We start from the raw sequence: 23,383 nt of genomic DNA on the forward strand, positions 1-23,383 counted from the left end.
GGGGACCCCGATGAGCACACCTTGGTGGCGCTGGGCCGGCCGCGACGAGGTCTCCCGCGTCGACGCCTACACCCGCCAGTCCCTCTACGTGCTGCTGTGGGGCTCCCCGTTCTTCTTCGCCCTGCAGGCGGTGGCCCAGGTCCCGGTCGAGCAGTACGACCTCGCGCTCGCCGTCAGCGTCGCCGGGCTGGTCCTGTGCCTGCCGGCGACGCGGGTGCTGCGCGAGGTGATCGAGGTGCACCCGTCGGCGGGGCCGCTGCCGCGCCGCGCCGTACCCTTCCTCGCACTGCTCGCCGCGGCGTACGTCGCGGCGCTGTGGCTGCCCCAGGAGACCCGCGGCCTGGCGGTGATGCTGGTGTGGAGCGCGCTGGCCTGGTCGGTCGCCGGGCTGCGCGGCCGGACGGCCACCGCCGTGCTGCTGGCGGTGCTCACCGTCGCGCCCGCGGTCGCCTCCGGCGAGCCGGTGCTGGCGCTCCTCGGACTGGGCGTGGGCGGCTTCTTCGTCTTCACCGTGCGGGTCTCGCTGTGGGTGCTGGCGGTGGTCCGCGAGCTCGACGAGGCGCGCCGCAGCCGGGCGGCGCTGGCGGTCGCGGAGGAGCGGCTGCGCTTCTCCCGCGACCTGCACGACGTGCTGGGCCGCCACCTCTCGGTGATCGGGGTGCAGGCCGACCTGGCCGCGACCCTCGCCGAGCGCGGCGACCCCGGTGCCGGCGCCCGGATGCGGGAGGTCCGCGCGGTCGCCCACGAGGCGCTGCGCCAGGCCCGCGAGCTGGCCCGCGGGTACCGCGGCACCGACTGGGCCCAGGAGCTCGAGGGCGCCCGCTCCCTGCTGCGCTCCGCCGGCACGGAGGTCGACGTGGCCGTCGACGCGCTGCCGCCGGCGTGGCACGAGCCGGCCGCGTGGGTGGTGCGCGAGGCGGTCACCAACATCCTGCGCCACTCCGCCGCGACCCGGGTCGAGGTGCGCTGGGCCGACGGCGAGCTGTGCGTCACCAACGACCGCCCGGCCCCCGCCGGCGCCCAGGTCGGGACCGGGCTGCAGAGCCTCTCGGACCGGTTGGCCCCGCTGGGCGCCGCGCTGCGCACCGCGCACACCCCGGACCGCTTCTCCGTGGTCGCGGCCCTGCCCGGCACGGCCCCCGCCGTGGTCCCGGCCGCCGGCGCGGGGCTGGCCGCCGGCGCGGGGCTGGCCGCGGCCGAGGGCGGTGCGCGATGATCCGACTCCTCCTCGCCGACGACGAGAACCTGATCCGCGTCGCGCTCGCCCAGCTGCTCGGCCTCGAGGAGGACCTCGTGGTCGTCGGCCAGGCCGCCTCCGGCCCCGAGGCGCTCGCCGTGGCCCGCGCCGAGCGGCCCGACGTCGCCGTCCTCGACCTGCAGATGCCCGGCCTGGACGGGATCGGGGTCGCCGAGGTGCTGGCGACCGAGCTGCCGGGCTGCGGGGTGGTGATGGTGACCGGGCACGGGCGCCCGGGACACCTCAAGCGCGCCCTCGGCGTGGGCGTGCGCGGGTTCCTGCCCAAGACGACCTCGGCGAGCACCCTGGCCCGGGTGGTGCGCGACGTCCACGCCGGGCGCCGCTACGTCGACCCCGAGCTGGCCGCCGAGGCGATGGCCGCCGGCGACAGCCCGCTCACCCCTCGCGAGGCCGACGTGCTCGAGCTCGCCGCCGACGGCGCGCCGGTCGAGGACATCGCGCGGCGCGCCTCGCTCAGCCCGGGCACGGTGCGCAACTACCTCTCCAGCGCGACCTCCAAGCTGGGCGCGGCCAACCGCCACGACGCCTGCGCCAGCGCACGCCGCCTGGGCTGGATCTGAGGGCTCAGGCCGGCCGGGCGAGCCAGCGCGCGTACGCCTCGAAGGTGTAGGGGCGCCCCAGGAAGTCCGCGACCAGGTCGGCCGCGTCCTTCGAGCCGCCCCGCGCCAGCACCGTGTCGCGGTAGCGCCCGGCGACGACCGGGTCGAACAGGTCGCCCTCGTCGAAGGCGCTGAACAGGTCCTTGGCGATCACCAGCGACCACATGTAGGTGTAGTACGCCGAGGAGTAGCCGCCCAGGTGACCGAAGCTGGCGAACATGTGGGTGCCCTCGACGTAGGGGTACGGCGAGTAGCGCGCCTGCAGCTCGCGCGTGCGGGCGGTGAGGTCGGCGGGACGTTCCACGTGGAACCAGTACGACATCGCGGCGTAGAACATCTGCACCCGGGCCTGGATGCCCTTGCCGTAGTCGTCCGCGGCGCGCATCCGCTCCACCAGGTCGGCCGGGATCGGCTCGCCGGCGGCGTTGGTGGCGAAGGAGGCCAGCACCGCCGGGTCCCACGCCCACTCCTCGAGCATCTGGCTCGGCGCCTCGACGAAGTCCCACTCGGTGGCGACCCCGGAGAACGCCACCCAGCGCTGGTGCCCGCCGAGGACGTGGTGGACCAGGTGGCCGAACTCGTGGAAGAGCGTGACCACGTGGTCGTGCTCCATCAGGCCGCGCGCGAAGTTGCACACCAGCACGCCCTCGGGCAGCTGCGTGCCCTCGACGCCGGAGACCAGGTCGAACTGGGCGGCGTGCTTGTACTTGCCCTCCCGCGGGTGCAGGTCGAGGTGGATGCGGCCCAGCGGCGCGGCGTCGGCCGGGTCGTCCGCGCGGCGCACGTCGTACGTCGTGACGTCCTCGTGCCAGGTCGGGGCGTCGGGCACCTCGTCGTAGCGCAGCCCGAAGAGCCGGCCGGTGACCTCGAGCAGGCCGCGGCGCACGGTGGCGAAGTCGAGGTAGGTCCGCACCTGCTGGGAGTCGACGTCGTAGCGCTCGCGGCGCACCAGCTCGGAGTAGTACGACGCGTCCGCCGACGGGATCGTCTCCGCGTCGGGAACGTCGCGGCGGTAGCGCTCCAGCAGCACCTCGAGGTCGCGGCGCATCGGCTCCTCGGCGGCGGCCGCGATCCGGTCGATGAACTCCGGGATCGCCGGCCCGGAGCCGATCATCTTCACCTCCGCGTCGTACGCCGCCCAGTCGGCGTAGCCGAGCAGCGTCGCCAGCTCGTGACGCAGCGCGAACATCTCCTTGAGCACCGCGTCGTTCTGGGGCCAGCCGCGGGTGAGGAAGGCGAGGTTCATCGCGGCGCGGACCTCGGGGTCGTGGGCGAACATCCGCACCGGCACCGCGTCGGGGTAGTCGGTGGTGGCGGTGACCTGCCCGTCCTCGTCGGCGGGGTGCGCGTCGAGCCAGTCCTGCGGCAGCCCGGCGTACCGCTCGGCGGGGAAGGTGATGGTGCGGACGTCGTCGCGGGTGTTGCGGCTCAGCTCCTGGTCCAGCGCGGTGAGCCGCTCGCGGATCTCGGCGAGGCGGTCGCGGGTGTCCTCGTCGCGGTCGACGCCGGAGCGCCGGAAGTCGCGCAGCGTGTGCTCCAGCAGCCGGGTCGCGTCGTGGTCCAGCCCGGCGGGGTCGAGGGCGGAGAAGACCTCGAAGAGCGCGCGGTCCTGGGAGAGCTCGGTGCCGAGCCGGTCGGCCTCCACCTCGGCCTGCTCGGCCTGCTCGCGGACCGCGGGATCGGGGTGCACGTTGGCGTACAGCGACCCGACCGAGGCGACCCGGCCCAGCTCGATGCACAGCTCGTTCCAGAGCTCCAGGGTGCCGAGCGCGTCGCCGCCACCCTCGCCGGCGCGGAGCCGGTCGGCCACCGCGCGCGCCGCCGCGAGCCGCTCGCGGGACTGCTGCTCGACCCAGCCCGACGCCCCGTCGGCGGCGGGCAGGAGGACCGGGGACGGGGTGGGTGCGCTCATGGGCGTCAGCCTGCCACGGCTCCGGGGCGTGGGGTGGGGTGCGGCGGGGCCTGGGGGTGGCTGGGGGTGGCGGGGGGCGAGGGGGTAGTCACCCCGCCCAGTGGCTGGACGACCGCACCTCCCGGACGGCCGAGCAGGCCGTACGATCCGGTCCATGTCGCCACGCCTGCTGCTGAGGTTGCTGGGCATCGTGCTGGTGACCGCGCTGGTCACGGCCGGCACCGCGGTCCCGGCCTGGTCCCCGGCCGACGCCGGTGGCGTGGCCTCCGCCTCCGAGCGCGCCGGCTCCGACCCGCGCCGCACCCGGCCGCTGTACGTCGACGACCGGATCCCCGCCGCCACGCAGGAGAGCCGCTACGCCCGGATCGCCCGGGCCCCGCAGGCGACCTGGTACTCCTCCGAGCAGCACCCGACCGCCCAGGTGACCTGGGCCGTCTCCGACCAGGTGGCGCGCGCCAGGGCGACCCGCTCGACACCGCTGCTGGTGCTCTACGCGATCCCGGGGCGCGACTGCGGCCAGTACTCCGCCGGCGGCCTGCCCGACGCCGCGTCGTACCGCGCCTACGTGCGGGCCTTCGCCCGCGGCCTGGGCAAGAAGAGCAAGGCGATGGTCGTCGTCGAGCCCGACGCGATCCCCTTCATCGGCGAGCCCGGCTGCGCCGACACCGCCGCGCGCCTGAGGATGCTGCGCTTCGCGGTCACCCGGATCGCGAGGACCGGGGCGTGGGCCTACCTCGACGCCGGCCACTCCGGCTGGACGCCGTACACCGGCCGCGCGCAGCTGCTCAAGCGCGCCGGGGTCGCCAAGGCCCGCGGCATCAGCACCAACGTCTCCAACTTCCGACCGCTGGGCGAGGAGCTGACCTACGCCGCCACGCTGCGCCGCGAGCTGTCCCGGATCGGGGTGAAGGGCACCAAGCACGTCGTGGACACCTCGCGCAACGGGTTCTCCGCGCCGGTCGCCGGGGACGTCATCAACCCGACCTGGGCGCGCCTGGGCGCCGCGCCGCGGCTGCGCTTCCGAGGCGCCCTCGACGCCACCGTCTGGGTCAAGCACCCCGGTGAGTCCGACGGCGCCTGGAACCGCGGCAACGCCTCGGGCCAGTGGTGCGACCTGCTCGCCGACCGGCTGCTCGGCCTGCGGGAGTCGCCCGCCTGCTGAGCGCCGTCCATCCGGGCGACCCCGGCACCGGAAGGGGCCGGGCGCGGCGTAGGTTCTCCCCTCGTGCCTGGGCTCAAGTCGATCGTCGCTGACACCCGGCCGCTGCAGAACCCGCACTTCAAGCGGCTGTGGCTGGCCAACATCATCACGGTGATCGGCGCCCAGCTGACCGTCGTGGCGGTGCCGGCGCAGATCTACGCCGACACCGGCTCCTCGGCGTACGTCGGGCTGACCGGCCTCTTCGGCCTGGTCCCGCTCATCGTCTTCGGCTTGTACGGCGGGGCGCTGGCCGACGCCTTCGACCGGCGCACGATCCTCGTGGTGACGACGCTGGGCCTGATCGGGACCAGCGCGCTGTTCTGGCTCCAGGCGGCGGCGGGCTCGACCAACGTGTGGCTGCTGCTGAGCCTGTTCGCGGTGCAGCAGGCGTTCTTCGCGGTCAACCAGCCGACCCGCAGCGCGGTGGTCCCCAAGCTGGTCTCGGCCGAGCTGCTGCCCGCGGCGAACTCGCTCAACATGACCGTGATGCAGGCCGGCGCCATCGCCGGGCCGCTGGTGGCCGGCGTGCTGATCCCGGTGCTGGGCTTCGAGTGGCTCTACCTGATCGACACGATCACCCTGCTGGCCACGCTCGGCGCGGTGCTCAGGCTGCCCGCGCTGCCGGTGCTCGGCGGCGTGGTCGGCGCCCCCGGGCTTCGCTCGGTGCTGGAGGGCCTGGCCTACCTGCGCCACCACCCGGTGCTGCTGATGTCCTTCGTCGTCGACGTCATCGCGATGCTCTTCGGCATGCCCCGGGCGCTGTTCCCGGAGATGGCCCACGTGGACTTCGGCGGGCCCGAGGAGGGCGGGCTGATCTTCGCGCTGCTCTTCGCCGCCATCCCGGCGGGCGCGGTGATCGGCGGCATCTTCAGCGGCTGGGTCTCCCGCGTGCACCGCCAGGGCCTCGCCGTGATCGTCTGCATCCTCGTGTGGGGCGCGGCGATGACCGGGTTCGGCGTCGCGGTCGGGCTGGCCAGCCACGCGCACACCCTGATGCTGTCGGTGGCGCTGGTGATGCTGGTGATCGGCGGCGCGGCCGACATGGCCTCCGCGGCGTTCCGCACCAGCATGCTCCAGAGCGCCGCGGCCGACGAGGTCCGCGGGCGCCTCCAGGGCGTCTTCATCGTGATCGTCGCCGGCGGCCCGCGCCTGGCCGACGTCGCGCACGGCGCCGCGGCGGCCTCGGTCGGCGCGGCCGCGGCCGCAGCCGGCGGTGGCGTGCTCGTGGTGGTCGGCACGGTCGTCGCCGCGCTCGCCGTACCGTCCTTCGTGCGCTACCGCGTGACCCGCACCGCATCGGGGGCCTGAGCGGGGGTGAGGATGTCGGGTCCGCGGCTCCGGCTTCGTAGGATCCGCCGGTGACCGCGACCGACGACCGCACGCCCTCCGCGAGCGTCCCGGGCATCGACCCCGACGACCTCGCCACCGCTGTCCGGGTGCTCAACCAGCTCCACGAGCTGCCCGACGACCACCCGGACATCCGCACCGTCAAGCACGCCGCGTCGCACATGTACAAGGCGCTCAAGCGCGAACGGCGCACCCGCAAGCGCGAGGCCGAGCTGGCCCACGACCGCGCCGTCACCGAGGCGACCGCGACCGGGTCGGCGATGCGCATCGACGACGAGACCGCGGGGATCCCGCTGGTCTCCACCGCCCAGGGCGCCTTCGCCGGGGAGCTGATCAACCCGCGCGGCTGCTACATCTGCAAGAACGACTACACCCTGGTCGACGCCTTCTACCACTGGCTGTGCCCCTCCTGCGCGGCCCTGAGCCACGCCAAGCGCGACCAGCACGCCGACCTGACCGGCAAGCGCGCGCTGCTCACCGGCGGGCGCGCCAAGATCGGCATGTACATCGCGCTGCGGCTGCTGCGCGACGGCGCGCACACCACCATCACCACCCGGTTCCCCAAGGACGCGGTGCGCCGCTTCGCCGCGATGGAGGACTCCGCGGACTGGCTGCACCGCCTCAAGATCGTCGGCATCGACCTGCGCGACCCCACCCAGGTCGTCTCCCTGGCCGACGACGTCGCCGCGGACGGGCCGCTGGACATCCTGATCAACAACGCCTGCCAGACCGTGCGCCGCTCCCCCGGCGCGTACTCCCAGCTGGTGGAGATGGAGTCCGCGCCGCTGCCGACCGGCATCGAGCTGCCGGCGATGGTCACCTTCGACCGGGTCAGCGACGCCCACCCCGCGATGATCACCGGTGCGCTGCGCGAGCACGCCGTGGCCCACGCCGACGAGGCCGGTGCGCCGGCCGCCGCGCTGGCCGCGACCACCGCCGCCGACCTCACCGCGCTGGCGCTCAGCGCCGGCTCCGCGTCCCTGGAGCGCCACCTCGACGGCACCGCCGTGGACGCCGGCGGGCTGCTGCCGGACCTGCAGTCGACCAACTCCTGGACCAAGGGCGTCGACCAGGTCGACCCGCTGGAGCTGCTCGAGGTCCAGCTGTGCAACCAGACCGCGCCGTTCATCCTGGTCTCGCGCCTGCGGCCCTCGATGCGCGAGGCGGTACGCCGCGGCGCGCGGCGCGCGTACGTCGTGAACGTCTCGGCGATGGAGGGGCAGTTCTCGCGGCGCTACAAGGGCCACGGGCACCCGCACACCAACATGAGCAAGGCCGCGCTCAACATGCTCACCCGCACCTCCGCCGGCGAGATGTTCGAGACCGACAAGATCCTGATGACCGCCGTCGACACCGGCTGGATCACCGACGAGCGCCCGCACCAGGAGAAGCTCCGCATCGCCGCCGAGGGCTGGCACGCCCCGCTCGACCTCGTCGACGGTGCCGCCCGGGTCTACGACCCGATCGTGCAGGGCGAGGCCGGCGTGGACCTGTACGGCCACTTCCTGAAGGACTACGCGCCCAGTCCCTGGTGAGGCCGATCGCTGCTGCGGGTGCGGTGAGCTACGGACGACCCCCGAGCAGCCCCCGCACGTACTCGGCCTGCCCCACGTGGCGCAGGTCGTCGTCGAGCACGCTCACCAGCCGGACCCCGAGGGTGACCGGCGGGTCCCAGCGGGTGTCGACGACGCGGTCCAGGTCGTCCTCGCCGACGGTGGCGAGGAATGCGAGGGTCTGCGCGTGGACGGCGGTGAGGTACTCCGCGAGCAGGTCGCCCTCGGCACGCACCACGTCGACCTGGGTGCGGGTGTGCCCGTAGCCGGTGTCGCTGACCACGAGCGGCAGGTCGAAGCGGCGTACGAAGTCCTGGTCGGTCCAGACCTGGGGACGCCCGGCGACCTCGGCGACGTGGTCGTCCTGGACCCGGGTGAGGTGCCAGACCAGCCAGCCGATCGGGTTGGCGTCGTGACCGGGGCGGCGCGACAGCTCGCCGAGCGAGAGGCCGTCGACGACCGCGGTGCCGCTCTCGAGGACGCGTCCGAACCCGTCGGACAACAGCTGTGCGGGTGTCATGTCCCGACGGTACGGATGTGCGGCGAAACCGGGTACCCCCCGCGCATGAGCAATCTCGGATACACCCTCATGACCGAGCAGAGCGGGCCCCGCGAGCTGGTGGGCTACGCGGTGGACGCCGAGCGCGTCGGCTTCGACTTCGCCGTCTCCAGCGACCACTACTCCCCCTGGCTCACCGAGCAGGGGCACGCGCCGTACGCCTGGACGGTGCTCGGCGCGGTCGCGCAGGCGACCGAGCGGATGGGGCTGATGACCTACGTGACCTGCCCGACGATGCGCTACCACCCGGCGGTGGTGGCGCAGAAGTCCGCGACGCTGCAGCTGCTCGCCGAGGGCCGCTTCACCCTCGGCCTGGGCAGCGGGGAGAACCTCAACGAGCACGTCGTCGGCGCCGGCTGGCCCACGATCGGCGTGCGCCAGCGGATGCTCGCGGAGGCCGTCGAGGTGATCCGCGCGCTGCACACCGGCGACCTGGTCGACTACCGCGGCGAGCACTTCGAGGTGAACTCCGCGCGGGTCTGGGACGTGCCGGAGCAGGGCGTCGACCTCGCCATCGCGGTCTCCGGTGAGCGCTCGATGACCGAGCTCGCGCCGCTGGCCGACCACCTGGTCGCGGTCGCCCCGGAGGCGGAGATCATCAACACCTGGAACGCCACCCCCGGCGCCCCGCAGATCCCCGACGGCGCCCGCGCGATCGGGCAGATCCCGATCTGCTGGGGCCCCAGCGAGGAGGAGGCCACCGCCCTCGCCCACGAGCAGTTCCGCTGGTTCGCCGGTGGCTGGCAGGTCAACGCCGACCTGCCCACGCCGTACGGCTTCTCCGGCGCCACCCAGTTCGTGCGCCCCGAGGACGTCGCGGGGCAGATCCCCTGCGGCCCCGACCTCGACGCGATCGTGGAGGCCGTCGGCGCCTACTGGGAGGCCGGCTTCACCGACGTCGCGCTGGTGCAGGTCGGCGACCGCTGGCAGCAGCAGTTCCTCGACCATGCCGCCGCCCCGCTGCTGGAGAAGCTGCGCGCCGCCGCTCCGTGAGGTGCGGCGGGGGCCGCGACGGGCGGCGCGCCCCGCGTCACCGCTCGCGGGCCGCCCACTCCTCCGCCAGCAGCGCATAGCTGAACCCGTCGAGCCAGCCCAGGTCGCGGTGCAGGGACTCGCGGACGGTGTGGGCCTCGCGGCGCATGCCGACGCGCTCCATCAGCCGCCACGAGGCGGTGTTGTCGGCGAAGCACTCGGCGACGACCCGGCGCAGCCCCAGCGCGTCGAAGCAGGTCCCCAGCAGGGCGCGCACCGCCTCGGTGGCGAAGCCGCGGCCGGCGTACGCCGGGTCGAGGACCCAGCCCAGCTCGGCCTGGCACGCCCGGGCGGCCTCCGCGACCTCGACCTGCGCCCAGGCGTCGCCCACCCACAGCATCAGGTCGCCGATCACCGGGCCGCCGTCGCTGCCGAGCTCGACGACCAGGGTCCGCGCCAGCCGGTCGGGCTCAGCGAACGACGCGGCGTACGACGCGGGATCGCCCGGCGCGGCGGTGATCCAGCGCGAGACCTCCGGCAGCACCCGGATCCGGTACGTCGCCTCGACGTCGCCAGGAGTCGCCGGGCGCAGCACCAGCCGCTCGGTGCGCACCGGCCAGGCGACCGAGTCGAGCGGGCCGCTCATCCCTCGCCCTCCGGGCGCAGCCGCTCCAGGCGCTGGGCGAGCAGGTCGGCGCGGTGCGCGTTGCCCTCCAGGCGGACGTAGCGCTCGCCGTACACCGCGAGCAGCGCGTCGTCGAGGCGGCGTACGGCGCCGGGCGGGTAGCGGTACTCCATGCGCCCGTTGAGGTCCCACGCCAGCGCCGGGCGGATCACCTCGCCCAGCTCGTCGAGGGAGGTGATGTCGAGCTCGCGCAGCAGCCCGGAGATCCAGGCGTAGTGGTCGCTGCGCGACCAGCCCGCGTCGTGGTACTGCCCGGCGAGGAACGCCGCGAGCTCGCGCGCGTCGATGCCGCTGCCACCCGGCTCGTCGGGCTCGTGGCCCACCCGGTCCGGGGTCGGGTCCTGCGAGGAGCCGCGCAGCCGGTCGCGGATCGTGGAGAACTCCTGGTCGGCGAGCTCCAGCAGCCCCGCGGCCAGGGTGAAGCGCCGGTCGAAGTCACGGGCGTGCTCCTCGGGGATCGTGCCCTTGTAGCGGATGTCGTGCTCGAACTCCGCCCAGGCGTGCTGCAGCACCGTGCGGATCTGGATCTGGGCGACCCGCACGTGCAGCGGCGCCAGGTCCTGCTCCTCGAGCCGGGCCGGGTCCAGCTCGACGAGCAGGTGCCGGCTGGCGTAGCCGAAGCGTCCCTCGGCGGCGGTCTCGCTGCCCATGTCGCGGTCGTCGAGCACCGTCACCTGGCTGGCCAACAGGTCGGCCACCGCGGCGACGTCGCTGTGCACGTAGGTCACCACGCGCACCCCGACCTGGTCGGTGATGTCGCGCAGCGGGTCGGGGTAGAGCAGCTCGCCGTCGCGGGTGCGCGTCGCCTTCTCCGCGAAGCTCGCCACCGACTTCGTGCGCCCGGTGACGGTCAGGTAGTTGATGCCGGCCTCGTCGAGCACCCGGGTCACCAGGTCGACGGCCAGCGCACCTCCGCGGGACAGCTCGGGGTGGCGCAACGCGTACTCGCGCACCGCCTCGGCCACCGCGTCCTCGCCGCCGGCGGCGGGCGAGGGGCCCTGCGGGGTCAGGTCGGCGGGCAGCGTCGGGGTGACGATGTAGCCGTCCTCCCACGACGAGCCGCCGTCGTCGCCGTACGTCGTGAGCCGCTCGGGTGCCCGGTGGGAGAGCAGCGCGACGTAGGCGCAGACCACCGCGTCGACCTGGTCCTCGACCACCCGCAGCTCGCTCTTGCGGGTCGCCGACTCCGCCGCCCGCCGCAGCGCGGCCCACGCGGGGCCGGCGAGCAGCAGCGGCGTCTCGCTCGCCGCGAGCCCCTCGAGCAGGCCCATCAGCACCAGCAGCTCGGCGCGCATCGAGGCCTGGTCGCGACCCTTCTTGTCCTTGTACTTCAAGGTGCGACCGAGCCGGAACAGCGCCACCGTGGCCGGGTGCGGGTAGACCTCGATCGCGCGCCGGCTGCGCCCCGAGCGCGGGTTGACGTCGAGGCCCAGGCGGGCGGCCAGGCGCTGGGCGCGGCTGCCGTCGCGGAAGTCGGGCTTCGCGGTGTTCGAGGGGTGCGCGCCCGCCTCGAACCGGGCGAAGTCGCGGTTCAGCGCCGCCTCCGCGGGCCGGTTGCCGGAGGCGTTGCGCACCAGGATCGGGGCGTCGAAGGCCACCACGCAGGGCCCGGCGACGTACGGGTCCAGCTCGGCGACGACCTCGTCGTCGCTGGTGACCGCAGCGACGTGCACGAGGCGACCGCCCGCATCGAGCACGGCGATCCCCGTGGGCCGCTGGAGGCCCCAGGCCAGATCCACGCCGACGAGGTGGAGATCGGGTTGCATGGGATCAGCCTGCCGCATGGCGCCCGGCGCGCGCCCGGACGGGGGCAGGCGGCCCCGACGCCGTAGGCTCTGCGGGCTAACGGCTCGCGGTACGGGTACCGCTTCATCAGCGATCCCTGAGGATCCGCGTCCGCGACCACCAGCGTCGAGCACCCCTGGAGCCCCCCACGATGACCACCACCACGCACCTGCAGTCGTCCCGCATCGGACCCGCCGCCCACCTGACCGCGGAGGACGTCGAGGCACTCGGGCGCGAGATCACGCAGATCCGCCAGGAGGTGCTGGACTCCCGCGGCGCCCGCGACGCGGCGTACATCCGGCGGGTGATCGCGGCGCAGCGGGCCCTGGAGCTCTCCGGGCGCGCGGTGCTGGTGCTCGCCAGCAACCGGCGCGGCGGCTGGGCGCTGGGCACGCTGATGCTCGGCGTCGCCAAGAGCCTGGAGAACATGGAGATCGGCCACAACGTCCTGCACGGGCAGTGGGACTGGATGCGCGACCCGAAGATCCACTCCACGACCTGGGACTGGGACCACGCGTCGCCGCCCGCGCAGTGGAAGCGCGCCCACAACGAGACCCACCACACCTACACGAACATCCTCGGCAAGGACAACGACCTCGGCTACGGGATCATGCGGGTCGACGAGGCCCAGCCCTGGAAGCCGCGCTACCTCGTGCAGCCGGTGTGGAACGCGATCAACGCGCTGATCTTCGAGTACGGCATCGCGATGTACGACCTCGACTTCGGCGACTCTCTGCGCAACAAGACCGGGTTCACCGAGGAGAAGAAGGCGGAGATCCGCACCACCCTGCGCAAGATCGGCAAGCAGGTCACCAAGGACTACGTCGTGCTGCCGGCGCTCTCGGGACGCCACTGGCGCGCCACGCTGACCGCGACCGTGACGGCCAACCTGCTGCGCAACGTCTGGTCGCACTCGGTGATCATGTGCGGGCACTTCCCCGAGGGCGTCGAGGCCTTCGAGATGGAGCGGCTCGACCCCGACGAGACCCGCGGCGAGTGGTACCTGCGCCAGATGCTCGGCTCGGCGAACATCTCCGGCCCGCCGCTGGTGCACCTGATGACCGGCAACCTGTCGCACCAGATCGAGCACCATGTCTTCCCCGACCTGCCGAGCAACCGCTACGCCGAGATCGCCCCGCGGATGCGCGAGCTCTTCGAGCGCTACGGCCTGAGCTACAACGTGCGCCCGCTGCCCCAGCAGGTCGCCAGCGCGTGGCACAAGGTCGTGCGGCTCTCCCTGCCCAACGGCTGGCTGGAGCGCACCAACCGGCACAACTGGCGCAGCCAGCTGCGTCGGCTGCGCCGCAGCGACCCGCCGCTCCCCTCCCCGATCTGAGGCGTGACACAGATCACCTCCATGGGTCAAGGTGGGCACTCGTCCCCCCACCTCCCAAGGAGATGAGCTGTGAGCGCATCACGAGGTCGCGCGGCGATCGCCGCATCGGCCGTTCTCGGTGTCGGACTCGCCCTGCTCGGTCCGGCCGCCCCCGGCCAGAGCAGCACCCCCGCGCAGAGCACCCAGGCCGTGCAGGAGCGGGTCCACGCCAAGCCGGGCAAGGCCAAGCCCGGCAAGCCCGGCAAGCCCGGCAAGCCGAAGCCCAAGCTGACCGACAGCGAGAAGCTGCGCAAGGCGGTGAAGACCCCGCGCATCGTGGCCCACCTGCGCCAGTTCCAGGCGGCCGCCGACCGGTACGGCGACCGCGCGGCCGGTCACGAGGGCTACAACGCCGCCTCGCGCTACGTGGAGTCCCGGCTGCGGGCGGCCGGCTACTCCCCGCGCCGGCAGTACTTCGACTTCGTCTACACCCGGGTCAACGCCAACACGCTCACCGCCGGCGGCGAGGAGATCGCCAACGAGGTGCTCACCGGCTCGCCGAGCACCCCCGCGGGCGGGGTCACCGCCGACCTGGTCGCGCCGGCTGCCCCGCAGGGCTGTGACGCCGCCGCCTGGCAGGGCGTGGACGTCGCCGGCCAGATCGCCCTGGTCAACCGCGGCACCTGCAGCTTCCAGATCAAGTCCGAGGTCGCCAAGGCCGCCGGCGCCGCGGCCGTGGTGATCTGGAACAACGCCCCCGGCCCGCTCAGCAACGCCACGCTCGGGGAGTCCACCGATGCGCTCGCGCCGACGACGGGCATCAGCCAGGAGGACGGGCAGGCGCTGCTCGCCGACCTGGCCGAGGGACCCGTCGAGGCGACCGTCGACCTGGACGTCACCGTGGAGGAGCGCCGCACCTGGAACGTCATCGCCGAGACCCGCCGCGGTCGCGCCGACGACGTGGTCATGGTGGGCTCCCACCTCGACGGCGTGCAGGACGCCGCCGCGATCAACGACAACGCCTCCGGCAGCGCGACCCTGCTCGAGACCGCGATCCAGCTGAAGAAGATGGAGGGCCGGCTGCGCAACAAGGTCCGCTTCGCCTGGTGGGGCGCCGAGGAGCTCGGCCTGCTCGGCTCGACGCACTACGTCGACCAGCTGGTGGCGAACGATCCCGAGGCCCTCGACGACATCGCCGTCTACCTCAACTACGACATGGTGGCCTCGCCCAACTACGTCATCGGCGTCTACGACGCCGACGAGTCCACCGAGGAGGCCAGCGCCCCGGTGCCGGCCGGCTCGATCGAGACCGAGCGGCTCTACCGCTCCTACTTCCGCTCGGTGAGGCAGCCGGTGGTCGACACGGCGTTCTCGGGCCGCTCGGACTACCAGGCGTTCATCGAGAACGGCGTCGCCGCGGGCGGGTTGTTCAGCGGCGGCGACGGCGTGAAGTCCGAGGAGGAGGTGGCGCTCTTCGGCGGGACGGCCGGGATCACCTACGACCCGAACTACCACACGCCGGCCGACGACCTCACCAACATCTCGCGGCGCTCGCTGACGATCATGTCCGACGCGATCGCGCACATGACGATCCGGCTGGGCCGCAGCACCCTGGCGATCGACACCCCGGACGACGCGCGGCCCACGGGTCGCCGCAGCGCTCCGTCGGTCCCCGAGGGGGTCGTGGTGCGCTGACCCGGCGCCACCCCTCGCAGACCACAGGTGCCGCGTCGCCTCCGGGCGGCGCGGCACCGTCGCGCTCAGGACCCGCCCGTCTCCTCCGCGACGTGCGCGGCCAAGGCGCGGCGCGCGACCGCCAGGCCGGCGTCGAGGGTGGCCAGGTCCTCGTCGTCGAGGTGCTCCAGGAGCCCCAGCCGCGAGCGCAGCTGGAACGACGCGAGCTCCTCGAGCGCCTGCCGCCCCGCCGGGGTCGCCACCAGGTGCCGGGCACGGCGGTCCTGCGGCGCCTCCTCGCGCACCAGCAGCCCGTGCTCGCCGAGGCGGCGGATCAGGCCGGACACCGTCGCCGCGGTGACCCCGAGGGCGCCGGCGACCTCGTGGGCGGTGATCGGCGCCCGGTGCACCGCGAGCAGCAGCACCTTGAGCTGCTGCAGCGACAGCTCGCTGGCCACCAGGGCCTCCAGGCGCAGCTGCGTCGCCAGGTCGTCGAGGGCCGCGAGATGGCCTGAGACCGAGGCCACCAGCTCCTCGCGCTGGCAATCCGGTGGCGTCACCGCGTGCTCCCTATGATGATGCGGGCGTTCCTTAGCGTCGCCCTAACCAAATGCGGTACCCCGATCTCGCCTGAACAGAACACAGGAGCGCCCCGGTGGGCCACCTCGCCTCATTCTCCCTGCGCAACCGCGCCTTCGTGGCCCTGGCCACCGTCCTCGTCGCGATCTTCGGCTTCCTCTCCCTGGGGTCGCTCAAGATGGAGCTGATCCCCAACCTGCAGTTCCCCGCGGTGGGCGTGGTGGTGCCGTACGCCGGCGCCTCGCCCGAGGCCGTGGAGCAGGAGGTCACCATCCCGGTGGAGGACGCCCTCGCCGGCATCGACGACCTCGAGGAGATCTCCTCGACGTCCTCCTCCGGCTCCGCGCTGGTGCTGCTGACCCTGACCTACGGCACCGACCTGGACCGGGCACAGCAGCAGGTCGAGTCGGCCGTGACCGGCCTCGACGCGCTGCCCGACCAGGTCGAGCCGGTCGTCTTCGCCGGCGACTTCGACCAGTTCCCGGTCATCCAGCTGTCGGTGACCTCCGACGCCGACGCCGCCCGGCTGGCCAGCGACCTGGACCGGGTCGTGATCCCGGAGCTCGAGGACGTCGAGGGCGTGCGCGAGGTCCAGCTGACCGGCGGGCCCCAGGACCGCGTCGAGATCACCCCGCTCCCGGCCGCGGCCGCCCAGGGCGTCAACGCCGGCTCGGTCGCCGAGGCCCTGCGCGGCTCCTCGATGGTGCCCGCCGGCAGTCTCGACGCCGGTGACCAGAGCCTCTCGGTGCAGGTCGGCACCACCCCGACCACGCTGGAGCAGCTGCGCGCCGTCCCGGTCGCCGTCGGTGAGGGCACCCGCCCGCTGGGCAGCGTCGCCACGGTGAAGGTCGCCCAGGTGGCGCCCACGTCGTACGCCCGCACGAACGGCGAGCCGAGCCTCTCCCTCGCGATCACCAAGACCCCCGACGGCAACACCGTCGACATCTCCCACGAGGTCGCGGACCTGATCCCCGAGCTCGAGGAGTCCCTCGGCTCCAACGCCGAGTTCACCGTCGCCTTCGACCAGGCACCGTTCATCGAGAAGTCGGTCGAGGACCTCACCACCGAGGGCGGCCTCGGCCTGATCTTCGCCGTCCTGGTGATCCTGCTGTTCCTGTTCTCGGTGCGCTCCACCATCGTCACCGCGATCTCGATCCCGCTGTCGCTGCTGGTCACCCTGATCGGTCTCCAGCTCGGTGGCTACACCCTCAACATCCTCACCCTCGGCGCGCTCACCGTCGCGATCGGACGCGTCGTCGACGACTCGATCGTGGTGATCGAGAACATCAAGCGGCACCTGTCGTACGGCGAGGCCAAGAGCACCGCGATCACCACCGCGGTGCGCGAGGTCGCCGGGGCGATCACCTCCTCGACGATCGCGACCGCCGCGGTCTTCCTGCCGATCGGCATCGTCGGCGGCCAGGTCGGCGAGCTGTTCCGCCCGTTCGCGGTGACCGTCGCGCTCGCGCTGATGGCCTCGCTGCTGGTCGCGCTGACGATCATCCCGGTGCTGGCCTACTGGTTCCTCAAGGAGACCACCGGTCCCGTCGACGCCGAGGTGGTCGCCGCCGAGGCCGAGGCCAAGGAGGAGCGCAGCTGGCTGCGCCGCCTCTACGACCCGGCCGTGCAGTGGGTGCTGCGCAAGCCGTGGGTCACCGTCGGCCTGGCCTTCCTCGTGCTGCTCGGCACCCTGGCCCTCACCCCGCTGATCAAGACCAACTTCCTGGGCAGCAGCGGGCAGAACACCCTCAGCGTCACCCAGGAGCTCGAGCCCGGCGCCAGCCTGGCCCGCCAGGACGCCGCCGCCCGCGGCGTCGAGGAGATCATCGGCGAGCTCGACGAGGTCGAGACCCTCCAGGCCACGGTCGGCTCCGACCCGGCCACCGCCCTGTTCTCCGGAGGCAGCACGTCGTTCGCGCTCACCCTCGCCGAGGACGCCGACGCCGACGAGGTCGCCGACGAGCTCACCGAGCGCCTCGAGGACGCCGACGGCGAGGTCACCGTCTCCGCGGGTGACGCCGGGTTCGCCTCCGCCCTCGAGGTCGTCGTCACGGCCACCGACCAGGGCGCGCTGACCGAGGCCGCCGACCTGGTCACCGAGGAGCTGCGCACCGTCGACAGCATCGGCGTGGTCACCTCCGACGCCGCCGCCGCGCAGCCGATCCTGAGCGTCCAGGCCCGCGAGAGCGCCGAGGCCAGCGGCCTCACCTCCTCGGTGCTGGGCCAGCTGCTCGCCGCGACGCTGTTCCAGCCGCCGGTGGCGCAGGTGTCGGTCGACGGCCAGCAGCTCGACGCCGTCGTCGTCTCCGGCCCGCGCCCGACCTCGGTCGAGGAGCTCGGCCAGCTTCCGGTCGGCCCCGGCGGCGCCACCCTCGGCCAGGTCGCCGAGCTCGAGGAGCGCCAGGTCGCCACCGCGATCACCCGCGCAGGCGGCGAGCGGACCATCACCATCAGCGCCGAGCCCGACGCCGACGACCTCGGCGCGGTGACCTCCGACGTGCAGGCGCTGCTCGACGACCTCGACCTGCCCGAGGGCACCGACGTCTCGCTCGGCGGCGTCTCGGAGGACCAGGCGGAGGCGTTCGCCCAGCTCGGCCTCGCCCTGCTGGTCGCCATCGCGATCGTCTACCTGGTCATGGTCGCGACGTTCCGCTCCCTGGCCCAGCCGCTGATCCTGCTCGTCTCGGTGCCGTTCGCGGCCACGGGCGCGCTGCTGCTGCTGGTGGTGACGGGCATCCCGCTCGGCGTCGCCTCACTGATCGGCGCGCTGATGCTGATCGGCGTCGTGGTCACCAACGCGATCGTGCTGATCGACCTGGTCAACCAGTACCGCGAGCGGGGCGCCTCGATCACCGAGGCGCTGCGCGAGGGCGGTGGCAAGCGGGTGCGCCCGATCGTGATGACCGCGCTCGCGACGATCCTCGCGCTCACCCCGATGAGCCTGGGGCTCACCGGCGGCAGCGCGTTCATCAGCCAGCCGCTGGCGATCGTGGTCATCGGCGGCCTGCTCAGCTCGACCTTCCTCACCCTGCTCCTCGTCCCGGCGCTCTACCTGCTGGTCGAGCGGCGCAAGGAGAAGCGGGCCGCGAAGAGGGCCGCCAAGCGCGCCGCCCCCGCCGAGGAGCGCGACACCACCCCGGAGCCGGTGGGCTGACGCTCGCCCCTCCCGCACCGCATGTAACGCGGGGTTATTGCCGCTGAACACGCCGCCCACGGCGTGGGAAGCGTCCATAACCCCGCGTTACAGCTATTTCGGGGCCGGACCGCCGCTAGGGCATCACCGGCGGCACGTACTCGAACGTCATGCCGAGCAGCCACAGCAGCAGGAGCACCACCGGTAGGTGGAAGAGGAACTGCAGGAACGTGAAGCCCACCAGGTCGCGCGCCCGCAGGCCGAGCACCGCGAGCAGCGGCAGCATGAAGAAGGGGTTCACCAGGTTCGGCAGTGCCTCGGCGGCGTTGTAGATCTGCACCGTCCAGCCGAGGTTCATCCCGACGTCGCTGGCCGACTGCATGACGTACGGCGCCTCGACCAGCCACTTGCCGCCGCCGGACGGCACCAGCAGGCCCAGCAACGCGGTGTAGAGCGCGATCACGACCGCGAACGCGCCACCGCCGCCGATGCCGGTGAACAGGTCCGCGAGGTGCTCGGACACCGTGACCCCGCCGCGACCCTCGGCGCGGGTGAGGATCGCGGCCATCGCGGCGTACAGCGGGAACTGCACGAGCACGCCCGCCGTCGACGGCACCGCCTTGGTCGTGGCGTCGAGGAAGCGGCGCGGCGTGCCGTGCAGGACCAGGCCGAGGACCAGGAAGACCAGCAGGTAGCCGTTGAGGTTGCTCAGCACCGTCAGCACCGGCAGGTCGATGAACTGCCAGACCAGCCACAGCAGCGTCAGCATCCCGATCAGCGCCGGCAGGATCCGCGAGTGCTCCAGCCACTCCCCGGGCCGGGTGCGCGCCGCCGGCTCGGCGACCCGGTCGTCGAGGTCGACACCGAGGTCCTCGGCGGTGCGCACCGCCTCGCCGCGCGGCGCGGAGGCCCAGGCGATCACGACGCTGAGCACGATCAGGACCGCGGCCATCACCAGCGACTGCCAGGTCAAGATCGTGGCCCCGAAGTCGAGCACCCCGGTGATCTCCAGCAGCTCCGGCGGCAGCGAGGCCGGCGTGGCCTGCAGCTGCGCAGCCGAGGAGGACAGGCCGAGCGCCCACACCGCGCCGAGGCCGAGGTACGCCGCGGCGCCGAGCGCCCGGTAGTCCGCCCGCAGGTCCGGACGGCGCGCGATCGCGCGGGCCAGCAGCCCCGAGAACACCAGGCTGAGGCCCCAGTTGAGCATCGAGACCAGGCACGACAGCAGCGCCACGAAGGCGACCGCCCCGCGCGGCGTGGACGGCACCCTCGCGATCCGCTCGATCAGGCGCGCGACGGGTGGCGAGGTGGCGACGATGTAACCGGTGAGCACCACCATCGCCATCTGCAGGGTGAACGCGGTCAGGTCCCAGAAGCCGCCGCCGAACGCCTCGGCGACCACCCGGGGGCTGGACCCGTTGACGAACGCCGCCAGCGAGACGACGACGACGCCGACGAGGGCGAAGACGTAGGCATCGGGGAACCAGGTCTCGGTCCACGCGGCGGTGCGCTGGGCGAACCGGGCGAGCCCGCGCTCGCGCGCCTGCTCGGCACCGGTGTCCGGTCCGCGTTCCGACGGGGCCTGGGGGGTGGCCTGGGACATCGCGACTCCTTCGATCCGAAGCGGCAGGCAGGGCGCGCTGCCAGGCAGACGATGCCCGCGAGGTCGGGATCGAATCCGCCCCGCTACAGCCCCATCCGGTCCACCACGTGCTCGGCGATCGCGAGGCTGGAGGTGGCGGCGGGCGAGGGCGCGTTGCGCACGGTGGTGACCGCCTCGTCGCCGAGCACCCGGAAGTCGTCGAGCAGGCTGCCGTCGCGCTCGACGGCCTGCGCGCGCACCCCGGCACCCGCGCGGACCACGTCGGCGGCGCCGATCTGCGGCACGTAGCGGCTCGCGACGGCCATGTAGGCACGCACCGACAGGCTGCCGCGCAGCTCGCGCGCGCCGGTGCGCCAGTGGGTCGCCGCCAGCCGCCAGAAGCCCGGCCAGGCGGCGAACTCGCGCAGGTCCTCGAGGCGGGCGTCGCGGCGCCGGTAGCCCTCACGGGCCAGCGCCAGCACGGCGTTCGGGCCGACCTCGAGGCCGCCGCCCACCCGGCGGGTGAAGTGCACGCCGAGGAACGGGTAGCGCGGGTCCGGGACCGGGTAGACCATCCCGCGCACCAGGTCGGCCTTGGCCGGGCGCACGCTCATGTACTCCCCGCGGAACGGCACGATCCGGGGCCCGGCGCTGCCGTCGGCCCACTGCGAGACCCGGTCGGCGTACAGCCCGGCACACACCACCAGCCGGTCCACCCGCAGCGGGCCCTGCGTGGTCGCCACCTCGACGCCGCTCGCCGTACGACGGATCCCGGTGACCTCGGTGCCGGTGCGCACCTCTCCGCCGGCGGCGCGCACGTCGTCGGCGTAGGCGTGCGCGACGGCGACGTAGTCGGTGATCGCGGTCTGCGGGGAGTGCAGCGCGACCAGCCCGGCGGCGTACGGCTCGACCTCGGTGATCCCGGCCCCCTCGACGCGGCGCAGGCCGGGTACGCCGTTCTCGGTGGCGGTCCTCTCCAGGGTGTCGAGCCGGCCCAGCTCGGAGCGGTCGACGGCGACCACGAGCTTGCCGCACTCCTCGTAGGGGATCGCGCGCTCGGCGCAGTACTCGCGCAGCAGGCTCCGCCCCCGGGTGCACAGCTCGGCCTTGAGGCTGCCGGGCCGGTAGTAGATCCCCGCGTGCACGACACCGGAGTTGTGCCCGGTCTGGTGCCGCGCGAGCTGCTCCTCCTTCTCCAGCACCACCACCCGGGTCCCGGGGCGGCGCCGGGTGAGCTCGCGCGCGACGGCCAGCCCGACGATCCCGCCGCCGACGACGCCGATGGTCTGCCCGATCCCCTCCGTCATGGCGCGATCCTCGCGCATCCGCGCCGAGGACGCCGCCGATCCCCGCCAGGGCTCAGCGGACCACGTCGTAGACCCCGAGCCGGATCCCGTTGTCGTACGTCGCGTGCTCGACCAGCTCGAGGCGGCCGTGGTGGTCGGCGTCGGAGGCGAAGAGCCGCTTGCCCGCGCCGAGCACCACCGGGAAGGTCAGCAGGTGGTAGCGATCCACGAGCCCGGCCGCGGCCAGCCCCTGGGCGAGGGTCGCGCTGCCCTGGACGTGGATCGGGCCGCCGTCGCCCTGCTTGAGCTCGGCCACCTCCGCCAGCGAGCCGAGCGCCGTCGCGGGGCCCCACGGCAGCTCGCGCAGGGTGGAGGAGACGACGTACTTGGGCATCGCGTTGTACTCCGCGAACTCCGCCATCGTCGGCCACACCGGCGCGAACTCCTCGTAGGTCACCCGGCCCAGCAGCAGCGCGGAGGCCTCCGCCTGCTCGCGGCCCTTGATCTCGTAGGCCGCCTCCTCGAAGGGGACGTCGGTGAAGGTCCACCCGGCACGCGGGTGCGCCCCGCCGCCGGGTGAGTCGATCACGCCGTCGAGGCTGATGAACTCGGTGACGATCAGGGGTCGCATGCCCGATGCTGACACGCCCCCGCCGCCGGCGGGACCTCCATTTCGGGGCTATCCGGGCGGCGGGTCGCCGTACCCGCCGTCGCGCAGCCCGGCCTCGACCTCGAAGCGGTTGCGCGCGCCGGGGCGGCGCAGCTCCTCGAGCAGGTAGCGGGGCCCGAACCCGAGGCCGTGGCGCGCCCACTGCTCGGCGTGCACCGCCTCGTGGCGCAGCACCCCCCGGCCGGGGCGGGGGTTGCCGGTGAGGTACGCCCCGCCGTACGTCGTGCCGCCGCGCGCGTAGCCCCCGCGCATCCCGGCGCACACGAACAGTCCCGCCTCCTCGTCGTACGCCGCCCGCGCGCCCCAGCACCGTGCCCAGGCGAGCGCCACGGCCGTCACCGCCGCGGACTGCCACGACCCCCGGGTCACCCGCCGCCACCGTCCCTCGCGCACGTGTCGATTCTGACGCTCTGGCCCCCGAGGGGTGATAGTCCGCCACACAGGTGTCGTCGATCGGCGAGATCACGACACCTGTGTGGCGGACTACCGGGAGGGCCCGATGAGTCCCCCTCCCCACCACGGTCTGAGTCACCACGACCCCGACCCCGACCTCGAGGAGCAGGCCGTGACCCAGCAGGTACGAGTGCACAACTTCTGCGTGTCCAGCGACGGGTACGCCGCGGGGCAGGGACAGAGCCTCGAGCGCCCGTTCGGCCACGCCGACCCGGGACAGCTGGTCGCGCGGGCGGGTGCCACCGCGAGCTGGCCCAACCGCACCGACCCGGGCGGCAGCCGCGGCCTGGACGACTACCTGGTGCGCGACTTCCACCGCAACATCGGCGCCGAGATCATGGGCCGCAACAAGTTCGGCCCGCAGCGCGGCCCGTGGCCCGACCTGAGCTGGCAGGGCTGGTGGGGCGAGGACCCGCCGTTCCACACCCCCGTCCTCGTGATGACCCACCACGAGCGGCCCTCGTTCAGCCTGTCCGACACGACCTTCCACTTCGTGGGCGGTACGCCGGCGGAGGTGCTCGACCGGGCGTTCGCGGCCGCCGACGGCAAGGACGTGCGCCTCGGCGGCGGCGCCGACACCGTGCGGCAGTTCCTGGACGCCGACCTCGTCGACACGCTGCACGTCGCGGTGGCACCAGTGGAGCTCGGCGCCGGCTCTCGGCTGTGGGAGAGCCCCGCGGACCTGCTCGACCGCTACCACCTCGACGTCGTCCCGAGCCCGTCCGGCGGCGTGGTGCACCACCTGTTCTGGCGCCGCTGAGGGCCGACCCGGGCTGGCCGCGGCGCCCGTGGCGCGCTGTAACGCGGGGTTATTGTCGCT

The 23,383-nt window shown here is 73.6% G+C and carries 19 protein-coding genes; 10 read left to right on the forward strand and 9 right to left on the reverse strand.

Annotation, left to right across the window (positions count from 1 at the left end; translation table 11 throughout):
• Nucleotides 1-10: 10 nt before the first annotated feature.
• Nucleotides 11-1,216, forward strand: a complete 1,206-nt coding sequence (locus tag HOQ23_RS10585; RefSeq protein ID WP_172214481.1) for a sensor histidine kinase — start codon at nucleotides 11-13, stop codon at nucleotides 1,214-1,216.
• Nucleotides 1,213-1,818, forward strand: a complete 606-nt coding sequence (locus tag HOQ23_RS10590) for a response regulator transcription factor (protein WP_172214483.1) — start codon at nucleotides 1,213-1,215, stop codon at nucleotides 1,816-1,818. Before HOQ23_RS10585 ends, HOQ23_RS10590 begins: the two co-directional genes overlap by 4 nt.
• A 4-nt stretch (nucleotides 1,819-1,822) precedes the next feature.
• On the opposite strand, the gene HOQ23_RS10595 is transcribed toward HOQ23_RS10590, so the two are convergent.
• Nucleotides 1,823-3,769: a M3 family metallopeptidase gene (locus tag HOQ23_RS10595; RefSeq protein WP_172214485.1), complete on the reverse strand. Its 1,947-nt coding sequence runs from the start codon at nucleotides 3,767-3,769 to the stop codon at nucleotides 1,823-1,825.
• A gap of 154 nt (nucleotides 3,770-3,923) precedes the next feature.
• Here HOQ23_RS10595 and HOQ23_RS10600 point away from each other — a divergent pair, with 154 nt between their 5' ends.
• From HOQ23_RS10600 to HOQ23_RS10610, 3 genes are all read left to right on the forward strand, one after another.
• Nucleotides 3,924-4,931: a glycoside hydrolase family 6 protein gene (locus HOQ23_RS10600; protein ID WP_172214487.1), complete on the forward strand. Its 1,008-nt coding sequence runs from the start codon at nucleotides 3,924-3,926 to the stop codon at nucleotides 4,929-4,931.
• Between the two features lie 63 nt (nucleotides 4,932-4,994).
• Nucleotides 4,995-6,278: an MFS transporter gene (locus tag HOQ23_RS10605; protein ID WP_172214489.1), complete on the forward strand. Its 1,284-nt coding sequence runs from the start codon at nucleotides 4,995-4,997 to the stop codon at nucleotides 6,276-6,278.
• Nucleotides 6,279-6,328: 50 nt separating this feature from the next.
• The gene (locus HOQ23_RS10610; protein ID WP_367650450.1) at nucleotides 6,329-7,852 is read left to right on the forward strand and encodes an SDR family NAD(P)-dependent oxidoreductase; all 1,524 of its coding nucleotides are present in this window, start codon (nucleotides 6,329-6,331) and stop codon (nucleotides 7,850-7,852) included.
• 28 nt (nucleotides 7,853-7,880) lie between these two features.
• Here the strand turns inward: HOQ23_RS10610 and HOQ23_RS10615 are convergent, their stop codons facing one another.
• A complete protein-coding gene (locus HOQ23_RS10615) occupies nucleotides 7,881-8,390 on the reverse strand; it encodes a DUF664 domain-containing protein (RefSeq protein WP_172214491.1) in 510 nt (169 codons plus the stop codon).
• Between the two features lie 45 nt (nucleotides 8,391-8,435).
• On the opposite strand from HOQ23_RS10615, the gene HOQ23_RS10620 reads away from it, so the two are divergent.
• On the forward strand, nucleotides 8,436-9,422 hold the full coding sequence (locus HOQ23_RS10620; RefSeq protein ID WP_172214493.1) for a TIGR03557 family F420-dependent LLM class oxidoreductase: 987 nt from the start codon (nucleotides 8,436-8,438) through the stop codon (nucleotides 9,420-9,422).
• Nucleotides 9,423-9,459: 37 nt separating this feature from the next.
• Here the strand turns inward: HOQ23_RS10620 and HOQ23_RS10625 are convergent, their stop codons facing one another.
• Entirely contained in the window at nucleotides 9,460-10,047 is a 588-nt protein-coding gene (locus HOQ23_RS10625; RefSeq protein ID WP_172214495.1) for a GNAT family N-acetyltransferase, read from the reverse strand.
• Nucleotides 10,044-11,852, reverse strand: coding sequence for a DUF429 domain-containing protein (locus HOQ23_RS10630; RefSeq protein ID WP_172214497.1), 1,809 nt, complete (start codon nucleotides 11,850-11,852; stop codon nucleotides 10,044-10,046). Before HOQ23_RS10630 ends, HOQ23_RS10625 begins: the two co-directional genes overlap by 4 nt.
• A 170-nt stretch (nucleotides 11,853-12,022) precedes the next feature.
• On the opposite strand from HOQ23_RS10630, the gene HOQ23_RS10635 reads away from it, so the two are divergent.
• Together HOQ23_RS10635 and HOQ23_RS10640 are read left to right on the forward strand one after the other, a co-directional pair.
• Complete coding sequence (locus HOQ23_RS10635; RefSeq protein ID WP_172214499.1) at nucleotides 12,023-13,207, forward strand: acyl-CoA desaturase; 1,185 nt, start codon at nucleotides 12,023-12,025, stop codon at nucleotides 13,205-13,207.
• 69 nt (nucleotides 13,208-13,276) lie between these two features.
• Nucleotides 13,277-14,881: a M28 family peptidase gene (locus tag HOQ23_RS10640; protein WP_172214501.1), complete on the forward strand. Its 1,605-nt coding sequence runs from the start codon at nucleotides 13,277-13,279 to the stop codon at nucleotides 14,879-14,881.
• A gap of 65 nt (nucleotides 14,882-14,946) precedes the next feature.
• On the opposite strand, the gene HOQ23_RS10645 is transcribed toward HOQ23_RS10640, so the two are convergent.
• The gene (locus tag HOQ23_RS10645; protein ID WP_172214503.1) at nucleotides 14,947-15,420 is read right to left on the reverse strand and encodes a MarR family transcriptional regulator; all 474 of its coding nucleotides are present in this window, start codon (nucleotides 15,418-15,420) and stop codon (nucleotides 14,947-14,949) included.
• A 95-nt stretch (nucleotides 15,421-15,515) separates the two neighbouring features.
• Here HOQ23_RS10645 and HOQ23_RS10650 point away from each other — a divergent pair, with 95 nt between their 5' ends.
• Complete coding sequence (locus HOQ23_RS10650) at nucleotides 15,516-18,593, forward strand: efflux RND transporter permease subunit (RefSeq protein ID WP_172214505.1); 3,078 nt, start codon at nucleotides 15,516-15,518, stop codon at nucleotides 18,591-18,593.
• 115 nt (nucleotides 18,594-18,708) lie between these two features.
• Here HOQ23_RS10650 and HOQ23_RS10655 read toward each other — a convergent pair whose 3' ends face one another.
• The 4 genes from HOQ23_RS10655 to HOQ23_RS10670 all read right to left on the reverse strand — a co-directional run bounded on the left by HOQ23_RS10655 (nucleotide 18,709) and on the right by HOQ23_RS10670 (nucleotide 22,503).
• On the reverse strand, nucleotides 18,709-20,175 hold the full coding sequence (locus tag HOQ23_RS10655) for a short-chain fatty acid transporter (protein WP_172214507.1): 1,467 nt from the start codon (nucleotides 20,173-20,175) through the stop codon (nucleotides 18,709-18,711).
• Nucleotides 20,176-20,258: 83 nt separating this feature from the next.
• Nucleotides 20,259-21,461, reverse strand: a complete 1,203-nt coding sequence (gene lhgO, locus HOQ23_RS10660; RefSeq protein ID WP_172214509.1) for an L-2-hydroxyglutarate oxidase — start codon at nucleotides 21,459-21,461, stop codon at nucleotides 20,259-20,261.
• A gap of 52 nt (nucleotides 21,462-21,513) precedes the next feature.
• A complete protein-coding gene (locus HOQ23_RS10665; protein ID WP_172214511.1) occupies nucleotides 21,514-22,071 on the reverse strand; it encodes a dihydrofolate reductase family protein in 558 nt (185 codons plus the stop codon).
• Nucleotides 22,072-22,119: 48 nt separating this feature from the next.
• A complete protein-coding gene (locus HOQ23_RS10670; protein WP_172214513.1) occupies nucleotides 22,120-22,503 on the reverse strand; it encodes a hypothetical protein in 384 nt (127 codons plus the stop codon).
• 106 nt (nucleotides 22,504-22,609) lie between these two features.
• Here HOQ23_RS10670 and HOQ23_RS10675 point away from each other — a divergent pair, with 106 nt between their 5' ends.
• Nucleotides 22,610-23,323, forward strand: coding sequence for a dihydrofolate reductase family protein (locus tag HOQ23_RS10675; RefSeq protein WP_216654019.1), 714 nt, complete (start codon nucleotides 22,610-22,612; stop codon nucleotides 23,321-23,323).
• Nucleotides 23,324-23,383 lie beyond the last annotated feature (60 nt).

Origin of the sequence: Nocardioides sp. zg-DK7169 (genome assembly GCF_013155365.1) — a bacterium.
In the GTDB taxonomy this organism is placed as follows: domain Bacteria; phylum Actinomycetota; class Actinomycetes; order Propionibacteriales; family Nocardioidaceae; genus Nocardioides.

Excerpts from the sequence above, each read along its gene's own strand:
- HOQ23_RS10585 (WP_172214481.1), top strand. The coding sequence starts at position 11 with ATGAGCACACCTTGGTGGCGCTGGGCCGGCCGCGACGAGGTCTCCCGC.
- HOQ23_RS10590 (WP_172214483.1), top strand. The coding sequence starts at position 1,213 with ATGATCCGACTCCTCCTCGCCGACGACGAGAACCTGATCCGCGTCGCG.
- HOQ23_RS10595 (WP_172214485.1), bottom strand. The coding sequence starts at position 3,769 with ATGAGCGCACCCACCCCGTCCCCGGTCCTCCTGCCCGCCGCCGACGGG.
- HOQ23_RS10600 (WP_172214487.1), top strand. The coding sequence starts at position 3,924 with ATGTCGCCACGCCTGCTGCTGAGGTTGCTGGGCATCGTGCTGGTGACC.
- HOQ23_RS10615 (WP_172214491.1), bottom strand. The coding sequence starts at position 8,390 with ATGACACCCGCACAGCTGTTGTCCGACGGGTTCGGACGCGTCCTCGAG.
- HOQ23_RS10620 (WP_172214493.1), top strand. The coding sequence starts at position 8,436 with ATGAGCAATCTCGGATACACCCTCATGACCGAGCAGAGCGGGCCCCGC.
- HOQ23_RS10625 (WP_172214495.1), bottom strand. The coding sequence starts at position 10,047 with ATGAGCGGCCCGCTCGACTCGGTCGCCTGGCCGGTGCGCACCGAGCGG.
- HOQ23_RS10630 (WP_172214497.1), bottom strand. The coding sequence starts at position 11,852 with ATGCAACCCGATCTCCACCTCGTCGGCGTGGATCTGGCCTGGGGCCTC.
- HOQ23_RS10635 (WP_172214499.1), top strand. The coding sequence starts at position 12,023 with ATGACCACCACCACGCACCTGCAGTCGTCCCGCATCGGACCCGCCGCC.
- HOQ23_RS10655 (WP_172214507.1), bottom strand. The coding sequence starts at position 20,175 with ATGTCCCAGGCCACCCCCCAGGCCCCGTCGGAACGCGGACCGGACACC.
- lhgO (WP_172214509.1), bottom strand. The coding sequence starts at position 21,461 with ATGACGGAGGGGATCGGGCAGACCATCGGCGTCGTCGGCGGCGGGATC.
- HOQ23_RS10665 (WP_172214511.1), bottom strand. The coding sequence starts at position 22,071 with ATGCGACCCCTGATCGTCACCGAGTTCATCAGCCTCGACGGCGTGATC.
- HOQ23_RS10675 (WP_216654019.1), top strand. The coding sequence starts at position 22,610 with ATGAGTCCCCCTCCCCACCACGGTCTGAGTCACCACGACCCCGACCCC.